The sequence below is a fragment of the Bacteroides uniformis genome, assembly GCF_025147485.1.
GTDB classification, from domain to species: Bacteria; Bacteroidota; Bacteroidia; order Bacteroidales; family Bacteroidaceae; genus Bacteroides; species Bacteroides uniformis.
Genome location: NZ_CP102263.1, coordinates 4,471,314 through 4,488,899, shown reverse-complemented (window position 1 = coordinate 4,488,899; position 17,586 = coordinate 4,471,314). Strand labels below are relative to the sequence as shown.

The following is a 17,586-nucleotide window of genomic DNA, read 5'->3' as shown; positions in this document are numbered from 1 at the left end:
GCTGATTATTCGCTTTCGAAGGTTTGGATTTACCAATCCGTTTTCCGGTTGGCTTGGCCTTGTTGCTCCGTTTGGGCTTTATGCCGGAATGGTTACTCGCCTTCATAATATTCACATAAGTAGTAGCGGGCTATAAAGTCCCAATATTGATGCAGTGTTTCTTTTCCTTTCAGGAAGGGAAGTTCCACATCGGGTAGAATTCCTTTGGTCATTCCGTATTTCAGCAGGTCGAACGGACACTCTCCGGGTTGGCAGAACATCTTGTAACCCTCTGCAGCAGCGCGTTTGGCATCGTACATCGGGTTATGTTCTTCACAGAAATAGGCGGCCACGTTGTGGGCTACGAGCATACCTTTGGCGTTGGCATAAATCACGAACTCTTTTTGGTATTCCAGGTCGGGCAATAGTGCGGACCGTTTGTTTTCCCATCCCAAGACATCGACAAAGAAAGTGCAAAGCTCCTTGTAATCGGTGAAGTATAGCAGCGGTTTCCCCTGGCTGTATTCCAGACAGCGGGCGGCATCTTTACTCAGTTTGGTTTCCGGAGTGACTTCCGGCAGCGGAGTAATGGGCATATCCAGTAAATCAAGTCCCATTACCCAAAGGAAGGAAGATTCTCCCTCGCTGATGGGAGCTTCTTCGAAACGTGCATCCATCAGTTCATAGGCGCTTTGGCTTAATGCAAGCAGGTCTTTGTCATAAGGACTGAACAAGGTGTATTCCTTGTCAAAAATACTGAATTGTGATTTCAATGTCCACAGTACGAATGCAATGTCTTCCTGATTTATTTCATCGGGCGTATAATCGTCACCCAGTGGATAGAACGGCAGGTAAGTTCCGTATACTCCCTGAAAGGCTTCGGAGAAAAGTTTCCAGCCTCCGCTTTGGGCAATGGCATCTTGAAAGTACATGCCGAGGGAGATGGCTGCGTCAATTTGGGTACGCAGGTCTTCCTTGTTGAACAAGGGAGAGGTCTTGACGAGGGGCAGGATGCTTGTGGCAAAGTCGAGGTACCATTTGTCCGTTGGCAGTACGTGGGTGCGTTCATTGGCCCCCAACCAATATTGCATGTTGATTGTTGTCATGATTTGTTTGTTTTAGATAAATATTATAGTCTTTTTAATGCCAATTTGATGACTTGTTCCACCGGTGCGCTTGGTTCTTCCTTCAAAATGGCAAGCACTACTTTTTGTGAGGGGGCTTGTGCAAAGCCCAGCATGGTAAGGGCGGCTATGGCTTCTTCTTGTACTTGTGCGTTGGCTGCCGATACCAGTGTACCTATGGTCCCTGCGTTGCCGGCTACAACGCTGCCGGTCTTGATTTTGTCTTTTAAATCCACAATTATCCGTTGGGCTGTTTTCAGCCCGATACCCTTGACTGTTTTCAGTAGAGTGGCGTTTTCCGTGCTGATGACATTTATCAGTTCGGATGGCGAGAGTGCCGAGAGAATCATGCGAGCTGTATTTCCGCCGATGCCTGAAACGGAGATGAGCAACAGGAATAGTTCGCGTTCCTGCTTGTCAGCGAACCCGTAGAGGACATAGGCGTCTTCACGGATAGCTTCATATATATATAGTTTGCATTCTTTCTTGCCCTGGATGGCGGCATACGTATTCAATGAAATATTGACGCCGTATCCCAGTCCGTTGCAGTCTATTATTGCGGTTGCCGGACTTAGTTCGGCAATTCCGCCTCTGATGTATTCTATCATAATTCTTTTGCTTGTTGGCCCCAAATGTGCCTTGCGTACATATCATCTGCGAATGTATGAATTATTATTGGACTTTCACTCACTAAAAAAAGAAAAACTGTGTGAAACAGCAGGGAGTTCTGCCGATATAATAAATTAAAATGCTTACTTTTGCGCCGATAAAGTAGAAAACTGATAAATAAATTCATAAAAAGAATGAAAAAAGTAAGAGCAGCCATCGTTGGCTATGGTAATATCGGGCATTATGTGCTCGAAGCCCTGCAAGCAGCTCCCGATTTCGAAATTGCCGGTGTAGTACGCCGTGCCGGAGCTGAAAACTGTCCTGCGGAACTGAGTGCATATCCCGTTGTGAAGAATATCAAGGAACTGAAAGGCGTGGATGTTGCTATCCTTTGTACGCCTACCCGCAAAGTGGAAGAGTATGCAAAGGAGATCCTTGCTTTAGGCATTCATACTGTGGACAGTTTCGATATCCATACGGGTATCACTGCCTTGCGCCGCACACTGGATGCAGAGGCTAAAAAGCATAATACGGTATCCATCATTTCTGCCGGCTGGGACCCGGGTAGTGACTCCATTGTCCGCACCATGCTGGAAGCCATTGCTCCGAAAGGCATTACCTATACTAATTTTGGTCCGGGCATGAGCATGGGACATACCGTGGCTGTAAAGGCCATCGAAGGTGTGAAAGCCGCCCTTTCCATGACTATTCCTACAGGAACCGGCATTCACCGTCGTATGGTGTACATCGAGTTGAAGGATGGCTACGAATTTGACAAGGTGACTGCAGCCATCAAAGCCGACCCGTACTTTGTGAATGACGAAACACATGTAAAATTGGTTCCGAGTGTGGATGCACTGCTCGATATGGGTCATGGGGTAAACCTGACCCGTAAAGGTGTGTCTGGCAAGACGCAGAACCAGCTATTTGAGTTCAACATGCGTATCAACAATCCTGCCCTCACGGCACAAGTGCTGGTATGTGTGGCGCGTGCCGCTATGCGTCAGCAGCCTGGTTGCTATACAATGGTTGAAGTTCCGGTAATAGACCTGCTTCCGGGCGACCGCGAAGAGTGGATCGGCCATTTGGTATAAGACACAGAAAAAACAGATGATGTGTTTGGTTCAAACGCATCGTCTGCTTGCCCCGAATACATCATCTGTTTGATGCAAACGCATCATCCGTTCTACCGCGAATGGATGATGCGTTTTTTTATGTCTTGTTCTTTAAAAGAAATACCTCAGTATATCATTGAAGTTTGCCCAAATCAGCAAACCGAACAAGAGGAACATGCCCACCATCTGCGCACGTTCCATAAACTTGTCGCTGGGCTTGCGGCGTGCAATGATTTCGTAAATGAGGAATAACACGTGTCCGCCGTCCAGTGCAGGGATGGGCAGAATATTCATAAAGGCAAGGATGATGGAGAGGAATGCCGTCATGTACCAGAACTGGTGCCAGTCCCACGTGGCGGGGAAAATACTGCCGATGGTTCCGAAACCTCCGAGTTGCTTGGCTCCTTCCTTGGAGAAGAGATATTTCATCTGGCCTACGTAGCCTTTCAGAGTCTTTACCCCCAAAGATACGCCGGCAGGGAAAGAGGAAAGGAAACTGTATTCCTTGCGGACAACGGGCAGCAGTTTGTCGGTTGCCGTACGTGCTGCTACGCCTATTTCATAGTCGGCATTGGTCATCATGCTCAAGGTGTCTGTCACACCGTTACGGACGTATGTCAAGGTTACCTCATGGGATGCATTGGCTTTCTTGCGCTTCAGCATCTCTTCTTTGAAGTCGTAGTAGGCTATTGACTTTCCATCCAAGTGGGTGATGCTGTCACCTACTTGCAGACCGGCGGAAGCGGCAGGGTATCCTACAATCAGGCTGTCGACTACATAAGGGAAACGGAAACTGGCGAAACGCACACTGTCTGCCAGCAAGCGGTTCATCATGTCTTCGGGGATGTAGACTGAAGCAGCTTCCCCGTCACGCAATACGCTTACCTGGCGGGCATCGACAATACTGGTCAGCAGGTCGCCGTCATAGCGTTCGAATGGTACCCCGTCGGCAGATATTAGGATATCGCCGTCGCGGAAGCCTATGGCTTTGGCTGTTTCGTTAAAATCCATACCCAATGGGGCTTTTTGTACTGGTATATATTCGTCGCCCCAAGTAAAGAGTATCATGGAATAGATGAACAATGCGAGCAGGAAGTTGAACAATACACCGCCTACCATAATTAGCAGGCGCTGCCATGCCGGCTTGGCACGGAACTCCCATGGCTGCATGGGTTGCTTCATCTGTTCGGTATCCATAGATTCGTCTATCATACCTGCTATTTTTACATAACCACCTAAGGGTAGCCACCCGATACCATATTCCGTGTCACTGTGTTTGGGCTTGAACTTGAATAATGTGAACCAAGGGTCAAAGAATAAGCAGAACTTTTCTACCCGCGTCTTGAACAGACGCGCAAAAAGGAAGTGCCCCCCCTCATGAACAATAACGAGCAACGAGAGGCTCATAATGAGTTGCAGGGCACGAATCAAGAATGTTTCCATCTAATTATTTGCTGTTTTACGATTTTTATAATTTTCGCAAAGGTACGTTTTCTTATTTAACGTATCAAATGAGTAGATGTTTTTTATAATTCTTTTCATTCCGGTGTATCTATCAAATCAGCTCTTCTGCTATCCGTCGGGCTTCGGCATCCGTAGCCACATAGTCTTCATAGGTGGGCTTCTGTAAGTAGGATACGCGCGACATGGTCTTTTCTATTACTTCACTCATGCCAAGGAACGAAATTTTGTCCTGCAGGAAGGCAGCTACCACCACTTCATTGGCGGCATTGACAATGCAAGGCATATTGCCTGCACGATGTAGCGCTTCGTAGGCCAGGGCGAGGTTACGGAAACGGGTGGTGTCCGGTTGCTCGAACGTCAGTTCCGTGCACAGCTTGAAGTCCAGGCGCGGGAAAGAGGCTTTCAACCGGTCGGGATAGGAGAAGGCATATTGGATGGGCAGGCGCATGTCCGGCATTCCCAGTTGTGCTTTCACGGCACCGTCCTCAAACTGTACCATGGAGTGGATGACGGATTGCGGGTGTACCACGACTTCTATCTGGTCGGGACGTACACCGAACAGCCATTTGGCTTCGATTACCTCGAACCCTTTGTTCATCATGGAAGCAGAGTCTATCGTGATTTTGGCGCCCATGTCCCAGTTGGGGTGTTTCAGTGCTTGCGCTTTGGTGACGGTTGTTAGTTGCTCCATAGTGCAGGTGCGGAACGGACCTCCGGAGGCAGTCAATATCACTTTTTCTATTTGGTTGCCTATCTCACCGGCCAGGCACTGGAAAACGGCGGAGTGCTCGGAGTCGACGGGTAGGATGGGGACACCGCTGAAACGTGCCAGGTCATTGATGAGCTCTCCCGCCACCACCAGCGTCTCTTTGTTGGCAAGGGCTATCGGCTTACGGGCTCGGATGGCATTCATGGTGGGCTTCAGCCCTGCATATCCCACCATGGCGGTCAATACCATATCAATGGGATTTTCGGTCACAATCTGGCAGAGGGCATCTGCGCCGGCATATACCTTGATAGGTAGGTCGGCAAGCGCTTCTTTCAGTTGCGTGTATTTCGATTCGTTGGCTATTACCACTGCCTCAGGCTTGAATCTGCGTGCCTGGGCTATGAGTTCCTCTACGCGGTTATTGGCGGTCAATACGTATGCTTCGTACTGGTCGGGATGTTCTTCGATGACCTGCAACGCTTGTGTACCGATGGAACCGGTAGAACCGAGTATGGCAATCTGTTTCATTTACTATTATGCTATTTACAATTTACTATTTGGAGACTAAAATACGATGTAAAGCTCGGGATTTACGGCCCTGCCCTTATGCCACAGCTCGAAGTGAAGGTGGGGACCGGTGGACAGCTCGCCGGTGTTTCCTACCAGTGCGATGGCTTCACCCCCTTTCACCGCATCTCCTTCCCGTTTCAGCAGAGAGCCGCAATGCTTGTAGACTGACACGAAGTCCTGGTTGTGCTGTATTTCTATCAGATAACCCGTCTCGGCAGTGTAGGTACTCAGTATGACGGTACCGTCTAAGGTGGCCAATACGCTTTCGCCCGGATTGGCGGCAATGTCCGTGCCGAAGTGTTTTGTTTCGGCATTGAAGGGAGATGAAATCATGCCGCGTGTGGGGCGGTAGAAAATCAGTCCGTCTATTTCGGGGCGAGCGGTGATGCTCGTCAGGTTGTACTTTTCTGTCTCCTCGTACTGTTTGCGGAATTCGGCTTCCCGTTGTGTGCGTTCCATGAGCGAATCTTCGCGCAGGTGGGTCAACGAGTCGATGGAATGTATGGTATCTGCCTTTATCTTGCCCTGGAAGATGTCCTGGATATTCATGATATAGAGGTTCTGTCTGTTCACCAGTTGCTGGAGGGAATCTACGCGCAAGGCATTCTCCACTACCTGGGCACGGATTTCACTGTTCATATATCCCGGCAGGTAGTTGCGCAGCGGGGTGAAGGCTACGATCAGGGAGGCGATGAGAAACAATACGAACAGCACGGAGAGCAATACGGACAGTCCGTTCAGCTTGGATACGCGCAACGTGATGATATCCTCAAGGGTATTCTCGTTCGTAATCGTCAGTCTGTACTTGAACTTGATGTTACTCCAAAATGCTTTTCTTCGTTTCTTTTTCATACCTCTTCTGTTTCGTCCAAAGCTATCAAACCTTCCGGCAGGTCTACGGTGATGACCTTGTGCTTCTGGTCAATGTCTATGATAAACTCTTCTTGTGCCGGCACCAGCAGTTCTTCTCCCTGATAATCTACCACAAACAGTGTGTTGATGGTCGATGTGTCCACGTCCGTCACTTCTCCCAGCGTGCCGTGATGTACTTCCTCCATACGAAAACCGACGAAGAAGTCCCAACTCAGTTCACCTGGTCCTGCCTCTTCTGCATGCTTTACGGGGAAGTAGACCTCAATATTAGTGAACATGCGGGCGCGTTCTGCCGTGTCCACGCCTTCCAGTTTGACAAGGGCGGTGGTGTCGGAGCGGAAACGGTATTCTTCCAAGAAGAAAGGCACCAGTATACCATCCAGCAGGCAGATTAGGTATTCGGCTTCCACCCGGTCGAAGATGTCATCCGTAAAAGTGAACGATAGTTCTCCGTGAATGCCGTGGGGCTTGTTGAATATACCTATCTTATATACTTCTTCTCTCTTTATCATCTTATTCTATTCTTGTTATTCTTGCTCCGAGCGCATTCAGTCGCCCTTCGATGTTCTGATAGCCACGGTCTATCTGCTCTATGTTGTGGATGCGGCTGATGCCGTCCGCACTCATGGCAGCTATCAGCAGGGCGATGCCCGCACGGATATCGGGCGAGGTCATGTTGCCGCCACGTAGTTTAAAGCCGTGGTCGTGACCGATGACAACGGCGCGGTGCGGGTCGCAGAGGATAATTTGCGCTCCCATATCTATCAGCTTGTCCACAAAGAACAAGCGGCTTTCGAACATTTTCTGGTGAATGAGTACACTGCCTTTTGCCTGGGTGGCAACCACCAGCAGCACACTGAGCAAGTCTGGTGTCAGTCCGGGCCAGGGTGCGTCGGCAATGGTCATGATGGAGCCGTCGATAAAGGACTCTATCTGGTACGTCTCTTGTGAGGGCACGTAAATGTCATCTCCTCGCTGCTCCATCTTGATGCCGAGGCGGCGGAAACTGTCGGGGATAATTCCCAAGTTCTCGTAGGAGACATTCTTGATGGTCAGTTCGCTACGGGTCATGGCTGCCATGCCGATGAAACTGCCCACTTCAATCATGTCGGGGAGGATGGTATGCTCGGTTCCGTGCAGCTCGTCCACTCCTTCGATAGTCAGGAGGTTGGAGGCGATGCCTTCTATCTTAGCTCCCATCCGGTTCAGCATTCTGCAAAGTTGCTGCACGTAGGGTTCGCAGGCGGCGTTGTAGATGGTGGTCTTGCCTCTGGCAAGGACTGCTGCCATTACGATATTGGCAGTTCCCGTAACAGATGCCTCGTCGAGTAGCATATAACTGCCATGCAGTTGTTTGGCTGAGATTTCGTAGATGCCACGCTCCTCATTATAGACAAAGTCGGCTCCTAAATTCTGGATACCGATAAAGTGTGTATCCAGACGGCGGCGTCCTATCTTGTCTCCGCCCGGCTTGGAAATCATGGCCTTGCCGAAACGTGCCACCATCGGCCCCACCAGCATGACGGAACCGCGCAGGCTGGAACATTTTTTCAGGAACGCGTCACTTTCCAGATAGGCGAAATCAATGTTGGCAGCTTGAAAGCTGTAAGTGTCAATGCCTTTTTTAGATACGCTGACTCCCATATCCCGCATCAATTGGATAAGGTTGTTGACGTCCAGTATGTCCGGGATATTGTGCACAGTCACCTCTTCGGCAGTGAGCAATGTGGCGCAGATAATTTGCAACACCTCGTTTTTTGCTCCTTGGGGGTAAATGTCACCGGAAAGTCTGTGTCCTCCTTCGATTACAAATGATGCCATGAAATTAGTGATTAGGGGTTGGTGATTAGTGATTAGTGGTCTGCATGGTGATGCCGCATGGCATTAATCACTAACCACTAATCATTCAATTTTAGTATTTCCGTTTATTGTTCCGGTTGTTGTTCCGGTTATTCTGGTTGTTCACTTTCGGACGGTAGTTCTGGTCAATACGTTCGGCCATGAGACGGACGATACTGTCTGTCATTTGCAGTTTTCCGTCAGAGAGTTCGGTGAGATCATCTGAAATCTTACGGTCATCGACGGTATCTTTGTTCCATGCCATGTAGTCTTTCTTCATGTGGTTACAAATGAGCGCTATCAAGTTCTGCTTCTCTTCTCCTTCCGGAAATTCGATGGCTTTCTTTATCAGTACTTCCAGTGTACGGCCATAGTGGCGGTAGCGGATTTTGGTACTGGGGTAGGGGATGCTCTCCGGCTTGGTATTCAGATTGTCCTTGCGGATAATTTCGTACGGATAATCTATATCCAATTGGAAGTTGGCCATGATGGCAAGGTGGTCCCATAGCTTATGTTTGAAGTCGGGCACATCGCGCAGATGGGGAAACATGTTTCCCATGATGTTGATGATTGTGTTTGCGCAACGCTGGCGTTCTGCACGGTCTTCGATTGTCAGCGCGTGGTCTACCATATTCTGGATGCTGCGACCATATTCGGGTAGGGGCATCCGTTTTTGTTGAGTGTTATATTGCATCTTTAATTAGTGATTAATGTTCAACGATTAGTGATTAGGGTTTAGCGATTAGTGGTTAGTGATTAATGGGCTACGTAGTGATACCGCATGGTATTCATCCCTAATCCCTAATCGCTAAACCCTAAATAAGTTTCTTTGGCGTGCCGGCTACGAATTCCTTCAAATAGAAGGGTTCGAAATAGGCCACATCCTTGAAATCTTGTTCGGCTATTGCCTTTTCTGCCAACGGGAACATCATGCCGGCAAGCGGGCGGATGCCGTCGATGAAGTGTGCATTGGGATGCGTGATTTTCTCTTTGCATTTGGCTGCACCGTCACCGAAGAAATAGACGGGATGTTGCTCTAAAAATTCCAGGTAGGAGTTTTCGTCCACAATATCGGCTGCAATGTCGCGCACCGATTTCAAGGCACGGTCGTAGATGGCAGCATAGACTTCCATACGGCGGGCGTCAATCATCGGGCAGAGTAATGCGTCGTCGGGTAACTCATCGTGGTAGAGCAATACCGGTACACACTGGACTTTCAGGGTTTCCAGCCCGATAAGTGGCAGGTTACGTCCATAGCAGACACCTTTTGCCATCGACACGCCGATACGCAACCCGGTATACGAACCAGGGCCGCAGCTCACGGCGACTGCATCCAACGGCATGGCATGGCTATCGGCAAAGGATAGCGCCTCGTCCACAAAGATTCCCAATGAAACGGCGTGTGAAGGGCCATTCAGGTCCTCTTTCTTGAAAACGTTCTGTCCATCCTCGCTCACGGCTACGGAGCAGGCAGAAGTGGACGTTTCAATATGCAAGATACATGACATAACTTTTATTCTTGATTTTATTGTGGCAAATTTACGTGATTATTTTCACTAATTAAAATAATCGTGTAATTTTGCGCAAAACTATAACATTATGATACAATCTATGACAGGCTACGGCAAAGCAACCGTCGAACTGCCTGATAAGAAAATCAACGTTGAAATAAAGTCGCTCAATAGTAAGGCAATGGACCTATCTGCCCGCATTGCTCCGCTTTATCGTGAGAAGGAGATGGAAATCCGTAATGAAATATCACGGAAACTGGAGCGCGGAAAGGTGGATTTCAGCCTTTGGATAGAAAAGAAAGAGAGTGCGGAAAGCGCCACTCCCATCAACCAGACATTGGTTGAGGGATATTACAAGCAGATTTGTGCTATATCAGAAAATCTAGGAATACCTGTGCCGGATGCGACGGACTGGTTTGCCACGTTACTCCGTATGCCGGATGTGATGACTAAGAATGATACGCAGGAACTGAGTGAGGAGGAATGGGCTGTGGTTTATTCGGCTGTGGAAAAGGCTGTTGGTGCGCTGGTGGACTTCCGTAAGCAGGAAGGAGCTGCCCTTGAAAAGAAGTTCCGTGAGAAGATCGCCAATATCTCCCATCTGTTGGAGACTATCGCTCCCTATGAGAAAGAGCGTGTAGCCAAAGTGAAGGAACGTATTACAGATGCACTGGAAAAGACCTTAAGTGTGGATTATGACAAGAACCGCCTGGAGCAGGAACTCATCTACTACATCGAAAAGCTGGATGTGAACGAAGAGAAACAGCGTCTTGGCAATCATCTGAAATATTTTATCAATACGCTGGAAACCGGAACCGGACAAGGCAAGAAGTTAGGGTTCATCGCCCAGGAGATGGGACGCGAAATCAATACCTTGGGCAGTAAGTCCAATCATGCGGAGATGCAGAAGATTGTCGTTCAGATGAAAGATGAATTGGAGCAAATCAAGGAACAAGTATTGAACGTCATGTAGTATCAAATAGTAAATCGTCAAATCGTAAATAATTCGATGGCAAAACTTATCATATTTTCAGCCCCTTCGGGCTCCGGCAAGTCAACGATTATCAACTATCTGCTGACTCAAAATCTGAACTTGGCATTCTCCATCTCAGCGACCAGCCGCCCGCCCCGCGGAACGGAGAAAGATGGAGTGGAGTATTTCTTTCTGACTCCTGACGAGTTCCGTCGTCGCATAGCCAATGATGAATTCCTGGAGTATGAAGAGGTATATCAGGACCGTTTTTACGGAACACTGAAGGAGCAGGTGGAAAAGCAATTGGCTGCCGGACAGAATGTAGTGTTCGATGTGGATGTAGTGGGTGGTTGCAATATCAAGAAATTCTATGGTGAGCGTGCTTTGTCTGTTTTCATTCAGCCACCTTCAGTGGAGGAATTGCGCAAACGCTTGGTGGGGCGCGGAACAGATGCTCCCGAAGTGATAGAGAGCCGCGTGGCGAAAGCCGAATACGAACTGGGCTTTGCACCGAAGTTCGATACCGTGATTGTGAACGATGACCTGGAGACAGCCAAAGCGGAAGCATTGAAAGTAATCTCTCAATTCTTGAACGAATGAAACAACGTGGAGGAGTGTACAACCAGTTGGCACCGAGGAGGAAGAATAGCCCGAAGCTGAACAAGGCATTGCTAATTATTAATAGCGTTCTGTTCGTCTGCTCCCTTGTTGTGGGTGTATTGTATATACATCATGGCGAGCCTCGTTCCAGTATTTCAATGTTTCTTATCTCTGTAGTGACGATTTTCAATGCTTGGGCTGCCTGGCGTGCGTTGCAAAGACGTCCTTTGTAAGGTTGTATATGAATAAGAATAAATGAATATAGGAATCTTCAGCGGCTCGTTCAACCCGATACACATCGGACATTTGGCCCTCGCCAACTATCTTTGCGAATACGGGGACCTGGACGAAGTGTGGTTTATGGTCACCCCCCACAATCCGCTGAAGGAAGAAAACGAACTGATGGATGACAAGTTACGTTTGAAGCTGGTGCAGCTAGCCACTGAGGGTTATCCCAAGTTTCGCGCTTCCGATTTTGAATTCCATCTGCCTCGGCCTTCTTATACTGTTCATACGTTGGACGCACTGAAACGGACTTATCCCCAACACACTTTCCATCTTGTCATTGGTTCGGACAACTGGAGGCTGTTCCACCGTTGGTACGAGTCGGAACGCATTATTGCCGAAAATCATCTTCTGGTTTATCCCCGTCCCGGCTATCCGGTAGAGGCCACCTTTTTACCGCAGAATGTGCGGACAGTTTCTTCTCCGGTATTCGAAATCAGCTCCACTTTTATCCGTCGGGCCATAGAGGAGGGAAAAGACGTACGCTACTTCCTGCATCCGGCTGTGTGCGATGAACTCAAACGGATGCAGAATGAATCTTTAAACTGAAATAAATGTCTGTATTTGTACGTGTTTTCATATTTATTTCTTATTTTTGAACGTATCAACCTTGAATGCATGGAAGATTTTCTTAATACATAGATATTCCTTAATTTAATAATCCGCATATGAGAAAAGAACTACTGTTACTGGGAGCATTCGGTATGCTGACGACAGCGACGCTTTGTGCGCAAGAATTTCATTTGCAACCTACTCCCCAAGAATATATTACGCAAAAAGATTCTGTTGATATTCCCCGACAATACCAGATCCTTTCCGGCAATTCCGTGCAGGACGGACCTGCGTTGCCTTTACTCCGTTCATTGATGCCGGAAGAGGTGCTTGGCGCTTCTTTCCGTGTATATATAGGAGTGAAAGGAGATAAGATTATCAAGAAATACCAACATCGGATTCCACGCAAATCCGAAGGTTATTTCCTGAAAATAGAAAAAGACTGCATCGTCATAGCCGGTGCTGACGAACGGGGAGCGTACTATGGTGTACAGACTCTTGCGCAGTTGCTTGCTTTAGACAAGCTGCCTTTGGCTGAAGTGACGGACTATCCTGATGTTCCCTATCGGGGTGTGGTAGAAGGTTTTTACGGTGCTCCCTGGAGTCAGGAGGCGTGTATACGCCAGCTTGATTTTTATGGTCGGAACAAAATGAATGTCTATATCTATGGACCGAAAGACGATCCTTATCACCGGACTCCCAACTGGCGCAAGCCTTATCCTGCTCGAGAAGGAGAAGAGTTGAAAGTATTGGTGAATAGGGCGAAGGAGAACAATGTTATTTTCTATTGGGCCATTCATCCGGGTCAGGATATTCGCTGGAATGAAGAAGACCGCTCGTTATTGTTGCAGAAGTTCGAAAGCATGTACCAGTTGGGTGTGCGTGGTTTTGCCGTTTTCTTTGATGATATTTCGGGTGAGGGGACAAAGGCGGACAAGCAGGCTGAACTGTTGAACTATATTGACGACCATTTTGTAAAAGTCAAGCGGGATGTTGCACCATTGATATTGTGTCCCACAGAGTACAACAAGTCATGGACCGATGTGGAGGGAGGCTATCTCACTACGCTTGGTGATAAGTTGAACGAGGGTATCAAGGTGATGTGGACCGGTGATATGGTAGTTGCTACTATAGATAAGTCTACGCTGGACTTCGTCAATCCGCTGCTGAAACGTAAGGCGTACATTTGGTGGAATTTCCCCGTTTCGGATTATGTACAAGACCATTTGCTGCTAGGGCCGGTTTATGGAAACGGGCTTGATGTAAAAGATGATATGTCTGCTTTTGTTTCCAATCCGATGGAACATGCCGAGGCTTCCAAAATCTCTCTGTACAGTGTAGCTGATTATACTTGGAATATGGAGAATTATGATAGTGAAACTTCTTGGAAACATGCAGTCAGAGACCTTATGCCACTTCATGCCGAATATTTGGAAATCTTCGCTGCTCATAATTCCGACCCGGGACAGAATGGACATCGCTTCCGTCGTGAAGAGTCCGTTGCCATTCAGCCTGCTCTCTCTGCCTTGTTGAAAGCCTATCAAGAGAAAAACGAGATAGATGAAGATGCCTATCGGCAGGTAGCTGAGGAATGCCGGAAGATAATCGTTGCCGCTGATGGATTGCTTGCGTCGGGAAATGAGAATCGTCCGTTGATAACTGAAATAAGGCCTTGGCTCATTCAGTTCAAACAAGTGGGAGAGTATGGTGCGGAGGTGCTGAACATGATACGCCTGCGCCAGCAGAAGGATGCATTTATAGGTAGCTACGAACACGCCCGCGCCCTGCTGGTGCTGATGGGTGAGACGGATGCCCAATATAAAGCGGGCATAAAGAGCGGCAGCCTGCATCTGATGCCTACTTTCAATGCTTTGTTCGAAGCGGCGACAACGGGCTATAATGCAGCGTTCCATGCCGGGCTTGATACAAAGGCTGTTTATTCTCCCTACACGTTGAAGAGCGACGTGAATCAGTTGGCTTCGCTTCCTATTCAGCAGAAGGGAAAGGTGAATACAATTATTCCGTCCAATGAAGTCATCAACTGGCAGGCAGGCGGTGTGCTGACCATTTCGATGGATTATGCCCGCCAGTTGAGTTCGGTGCTTATTGATTTGGGAGATGCGGAGGTGGCTAATTCTAAGTTTAAACTGGAAGTAACTTCGGATGGTACAAACTGGCAGGCGGTGGATTTGAAACCGGGATACAGAACGCAGGTGAAGGCATCTCTCAAGGATTTGAGCGTTGCGAAGATGAGGCTGGTGAATGTATCCGACACAGAGCAGAAGGTGTATTTCAAAATGTTCCGTTTTACGGAGAATTGATATGGTTCTTGATTCTTAAAATAGAGTTACGCGTCTGGGACGATGCTCCCCGTTGTTCTTAAGATCGGAATGACGGGGAGCACTTTTTTAGGAAGTTATTCAAGGCATTTGTCCAAGTCGCGGATGATTTGCTCTTTATCCATATTTTGTCCGATGAATACTATCTTCAGCATGCGGTCGCCGTATTGCTCGTCCCAGTCTCTTAGCAATCCCGGTTCTTGGCGCATCAGTTCTATCATGTCTTCTTCGGGGGCGGTGGCATACCATTGTCCGGCTTCAGTTATTTTCTTCTGTATACCTGCTTGTTCAAAGAGGAAGGACATGTCGCGGTTGTGGCTGAAGTAGCAGACACCCTTGGCGCGGATAACGCTGCGGGGCCATTTGGTAGCGACATAGTGGTCGAACTTATGAATGTCGAATGCAGGACGGCGGTAGTAGACAAATGTGCCAATACCGTATTCTTCTACTTCACCTCCTTCGTGATGGTGGTGATGATGACCCTCTTCATGATGGTAATGCGCCTCTTTTTCCTCCTCTTCGCTTACTTGTTGCTCTATGCCACGAATCCATCCGGCGGAAGTTGCGGCACGTTCAAAGTTAAAGAGGTGGGTATGGATAATCTTATCCAGGTCTACATCTGCATAATTGCACTCTATAATTTGGGCACCGGGTTGCAAGGTGTGGATAATCTGCCTGATACGTTTTAATTCCTCGGGCTGTACTTCTGCTGCTTTGTTCAGCAGGATAATATTACAGAACTCAATTTGCTGAATGATGAGGTTTTCTATATCTTCCTCATCAATGCCTTTGCGTGTCAAATCATCTCCGCAAGAAAATTCACTTTGCAGACGTAAGGCGTCCACCACGGTGGTAATGCAGTCTAAGCGGCAAATACCGTATTTAGTATACGCTCCTCCCATATGAGGAATGGAGCAGAGTGTTTGGGCAATAGGCTCCGGTTCACAGATGCCACTCGCTTCAATCACGATGTAGTCGAAGCGTTGCATCTTCATGATTTCGAACATCTGCTCTATCAAGTCTGTCTTCAGCGTACAGCAGATACAGCCATTCTGTAGAGCTACCAGGCTGTCGTCTTTCTTTCCCACCACGCCACCTTTCTGTATAAGGTCTGCATCAATGTTCACTTCGCCTATGTCATTGACGATAACGGCAAACTTAATGCCACGTTTATTAGAAAGAATGTGATTTACCAACGTCGTTTTGCCACTGCCTAGATAACCGGTCAACAGCAGTACGGGGATTTCTATTGTATTCATAATCGTTTGGTTTGCTTCAATGATAATGGTCTTCTTTTATTAACTTCCGCAAAGTTATCTGATTTATGTGATAATGGATTGAAAAAAACAAAATTTTGTTTCTTCTATATTATTAAACAGAAAAAAGGTGAAAAGCTTTGAGCCCCTCACCTTTCTTCTGTTGTAGTTGTACTATGGCTTTAGTTCTTACAGAATCCCTTGCGCCATCATCGCCTTTGCCACCTTCATAAATCCGGCCACATTGGCACCCTTCACGTAATTTACATAACCGTCGGCTTCCGTACCATATTGCACGCAAGCTTCGTGAATGTTCTTCATGATGCTCTTCAATTTCTCGTCCACTTCCTCTGCACTCCAGCTCAACTTGATGGAGTTCTGAGTCATTTCGAGACCGGATACTGATACACCGCCGGCATTGGCTGCCTTACCCGGAGCATACAGAATCTTTGCATCTTGGAATACGCGGATTGCTTCAGGGGTAGAAGGCATGTTTGCACCTTCGGACACAGCCATGACACCATTAGCAATTAGTTTTTTGGCATCATCTCCATTTATTTCATTCTGAGTTGCAGAAGGCAGGGCGATGTCTGCCTTTTCACCCCAAGGACGTGCACCTTCTACGTACTTGACACCCGGATATTGTTCAGCATATTCGCGGATACGTCCACGATAGAGGTTTTTCAGCTCCATGATGTAATCCAACTTTTCGCGGTCAATGCCGTCCGGATCGTATACATAACCGTCAGAATCAGACATGGTCAATACCTTACCACCCAATTCCAATACTTTCTCGGCCGTATATTGAGCTACGTTACCGGAACCGGAAATCAGACAAGTTTTGCCTTTCAAGTCAGTACCCTTAGTCTTTAACATTTCCATCAGGAAGTAGATGTTACCGTAGCCGGTAGCTTCCGGACGAATCAGCGAACCGCCGAACTCACGGCCCTTACCGGTGAAAGTACCCGTAAATTCATGAGCCAGCTTCTTATACATACCGAACATGAAACCTACTTCGCGACCACCTACACCGATATCACCAGCAGGTACGTCTGTTTCAGGGCCGATATGACGCCATAACTCCAGCATGAAAGCCTGAACAAAACGCATGACCTCAGCATTTGACTTGCCGCGCGGAGAGAAGTCCGAACCGCCTTTACCGCCACCCATAGGCAGAGTTGTCAATGAGTTTTTAAATGTCTGCTCGAAAGCAAGGAATTTCAGGATGCTCAGGTTTACAGAAGCGTGGAAACGAACACCGCCTTTATAAGGGCCGATAGCGTTGTTGTGCTGCACACGATAGCCCATGTTGGTTTGTACGTTACCTTTATCGTCTACCCAAGTAACACGGAATTGGTAAACGCGATCGGGGATGCAAAGACGTTCAATCAGATTGGCTTTGTCAAACTCCGGATGCTTGTTATACTCTTCTTCAATCGTAGAAAGAACTTCTTCTACTGCTTGATGATACTCCGGTTCGTTGGGGAACCGTCTTTTCAGGTCTTCTAATACCTTAGCTGCATTCATAATCTATTTCTTTTATTGGTTGCTACTATATATTACCTAAAACAATTCGATTTTCGGTTTGTTTCCTTTTCCTCTCATTGCGGTTGCAAAAGTACACATAAAAATGAAACGAACAAACATTTTATAAAGAAAATGCGGTATAAAACAACAATTTTATTGTTTTATACCGCAAAATGGAATAAAAAGATATTATTTATCCTCTTTTTAGAGACTTTATGACGGGAATAAATACTAAAGCCGCCGAAATGGCAAGCGTTAGGA

17 protein-coding genes are annotated in these 17,586 nt (G+C 47.6%); 6 read left to right on the top strand and 11 right to left on the bottom strand.

Annotated elements, in window-relative coordinates; genetic code table 11:
* Nucleotides 1–92: 92 nt before the first annotated feature.
* Complete coding sequence (locus NQ510_RS18265) at nt 93–1,085, bottom strand: DUF3843 family protein (RefSeq protein WP_005826997.1); 993 nt, start codon at nt 1,083–1,085, stop codon at nt 93–95.
* A 23-nt stretch (nt 1,086–1,108) separates the two neighbouring features.
* Complete coding sequence (ruvA, locus tag NQ510_RS18260) at nt 1,109–1,711, bottom strand: Holliday junction branch migration protein RuvA (RefSeq protein WP_005826995.1); 603 nt, start codon at nt 1,709–1,711, stop codon at nt 1,109–1,111.
* Between the two features lie 195 nt (nt 1,712–1,906).
* Here ruvA and NQ510_RS18255 point away from each other — a divergent pair, with 195 nt between their 5' ends.
* Nucleotides 1,907–2,806, top strand: a complete 900-nt coding sequence (locus NQ510_RS18255) for a diaminopimelate dehydrogenase (RefSeq protein WP_005826990.1) — start codon at nt 1,907–1,909, stop codon at nt 2,804–2,806.
* A gap of 132 nt (nt 2,807–2,938) precedes the next feature.
* Here the strand turns inward: NQ510_RS18255 and rseP are convergent, their stop codons facing one another.
* The 7 genes from rseP to tsaB all read right to left on the bottom strand — a co-directional run bounded on the left by rseP (nt 2,939) and on the right by tsaB (nt 9,790).
* Nucleotides 2,939–4,270 (bottom strand): RIP metalloprotease RseP, encoded by a 1,332-nt coding sequence (gene rseP, locus NQ510_RS18250; RefSeq protein WP_005826988.1) that lies wholly within the window; start codon nt 4,268–4,270, stop codon nt 2,939–2,941.
* Nucleotides 4,271–4,382: 112 nt separating this feature from the next.
* A complete protein-coding gene (locus tag NQ510_RS18245) occupies nt 4,383–5,528 on the bottom strand; it encodes a 1-deoxy-D-xylulose-5-phosphate reductoisomerase (protein ID WP_005826984.1) in 1,146 nt (381 codons plus the stop codon).
* Nucleotides 5,529–5,564: 36 nt separating this feature from the next.
* Nucleotides 5,565–6,422, bottom strand: coding sequence for a M23 family metallopeptidase (locus tag NQ510_RS18240; protein WP_005826982.1), 858 nt, complete (start codon nt 6,420–6,422; stop codon nt 5,565–5,567).
* The gene (gene rimM, locus NQ510_RS18235) at nt 6,419–6,955 is read right to left on the bottom strand and encodes a ribosome maturation factor RimM (protein ID WP_005826980.1); all 537 of its coding nucleotides are present in this window, start codon (nt 6,953–6,955) and stop codon (nt 6,419–6,421) included. Before rimM ends, NQ510_RS18240 begins: the two co-directional genes overlap by 4 nt.
* 1 nt (nt 6,956) lies before the next feature.
* Nucleotides 6,957–8,264, bottom strand: coding sequence for a UDP-N-acetylglucosamine 1-carboxyvinyltransferase (murA, locus tag NQ510_RS18230; RefSeq protein ID WP_005826979.1), 1,308 nt, complete (start codon nt 8,262–8,264; stop codon nt 6,957–6,959).
* Nucleotides 8,265–8,355: 91 nt separating this feature from the next.
* Complete coding sequence (locus NQ510_RS18225) at nt 8,356–8,976, bottom strand: DUF4290 domain-containing protein (protein WP_005826977.1); 621 nt, start codon at nt 8,974–8,976, stop codon at nt 8,356–8,358.
* Between the two features lie 121 nt (nt 8,977–9,097).
* Nucleotides 9,098–9,790, bottom strand: coding sequence for a tRNA (adenosine(37)-N6)-threonylcarbamoyltransferase complex dimerization subunit type 1 TsaB (gene tsaB / locus NQ510_RS18220; protein ID WP_005833019.1), 693 nt, complete (start codon nt 9,788–9,790; stop codon nt 9,098–9,100).
* A 91-nt stretch (nt 9,791–9,881) separates the two neighbouring features.
* Here tsaB and NQ510_RS18215 point away from each other — a divergent pair, with 91 nt between their 5' ends.
* From NQ510_RS18215 to NQ510_RS18195, 5 genes are all read left to right on the top strand, one after another.
* Entirely contained in the window at nt 9,882–10,766 is an 885-nt protein-coding gene (locus NQ510_RS18215; protein WP_005826974.1) for a YicC/YloC family endoribonuclease, read from the top strand.
* Between the two features lie 36 nt (nt 10,767–10,802).
* Nucleotides 10,803–11,366, top strand: a complete 564-nt coding sequence (gmk, locus tag NQ510_RS18210; protein WP_005826973.1) for a guanylate kinase — start codon at nt 10,803–10,805, stop codon at nt 11,364–11,366.
* The gene (locus NQ510_RS18205) at nt 11,363–11,599 is read left to right on the top strand and encodes a hypothetical protein (protein WP_005826972.1); all 237 of its coding nucleotides are present in this window, start codon (nt 11,363–11,365) and stop codon (nt 11,597–11,599) included. The genes gmk and NQ510_RS18205 overlap by 4 nt, the downstream gene beginning before the upstream one ends.
* A gap of 22 nt (nt 11,600–11,621) precedes the next feature.
* Nucleotides 11,622–12,200 carry a nicotinate (nicotinamide) nucleotide adenylyltransferase gene (gene nadD / locus NQ510_RS18200; protein WP_005826971.1) on the top strand — a complete coding sequence of 193 codons (579 nt, stop codon included), beginning with the start codon at nt 11,622–11,624 and terminating at the stop codon, nt 12,198–12,200.
* A 119-nt stretch (nt 12,201–12,319) separates the two neighbouring features.
* Nucleotides 12,320–14,524, top strand: coding sequence for a beta-N-acetylglucosaminidase (locus NQ510_RS18195; RefSeq protein ID WP_005826970.1), 2,205 nt, complete (start codon nt 12,320–12,322; stop codon nt 14,522–14,524).
* Between the two features lie 95 nt (nt 14,525–14,619).
* On the opposite strand, the gene NQ510_RS18190 is transcribed toward NQ510_RS18195, so the two are convergent.
* Both NQ510_RS18190 and NQ510_RS18185 read right to left on the bottom strand, forming a co-directional pair.
* Nucleotides 14,620–15,801: a GTP-binding protein gene (locus NQ510_RS18190; protein ID WP_005826968.1), complete on the bottom strand. Its 1,182-nt coding sequence runs from the start codon at nt 15,799–15,801 to the stop codon at nt 14,620–14,622.
* Between the two features lie 186 nt (nt 15,802–15,987).
* Nucleotides 15,988–17,325, bottom strand: a complete 1,338-nt coding sequence (locus tag NQ510_RS18185; RefSeq protein ID WP_005826963.1) for an NADP-specific glutamate dehydrogenase — start codon at nt 17,323–17,325, stop codon at nt 15,988–15,990.
* Nucleotides 17,326–17,586 lie beyond the last annotated feature (261 nt).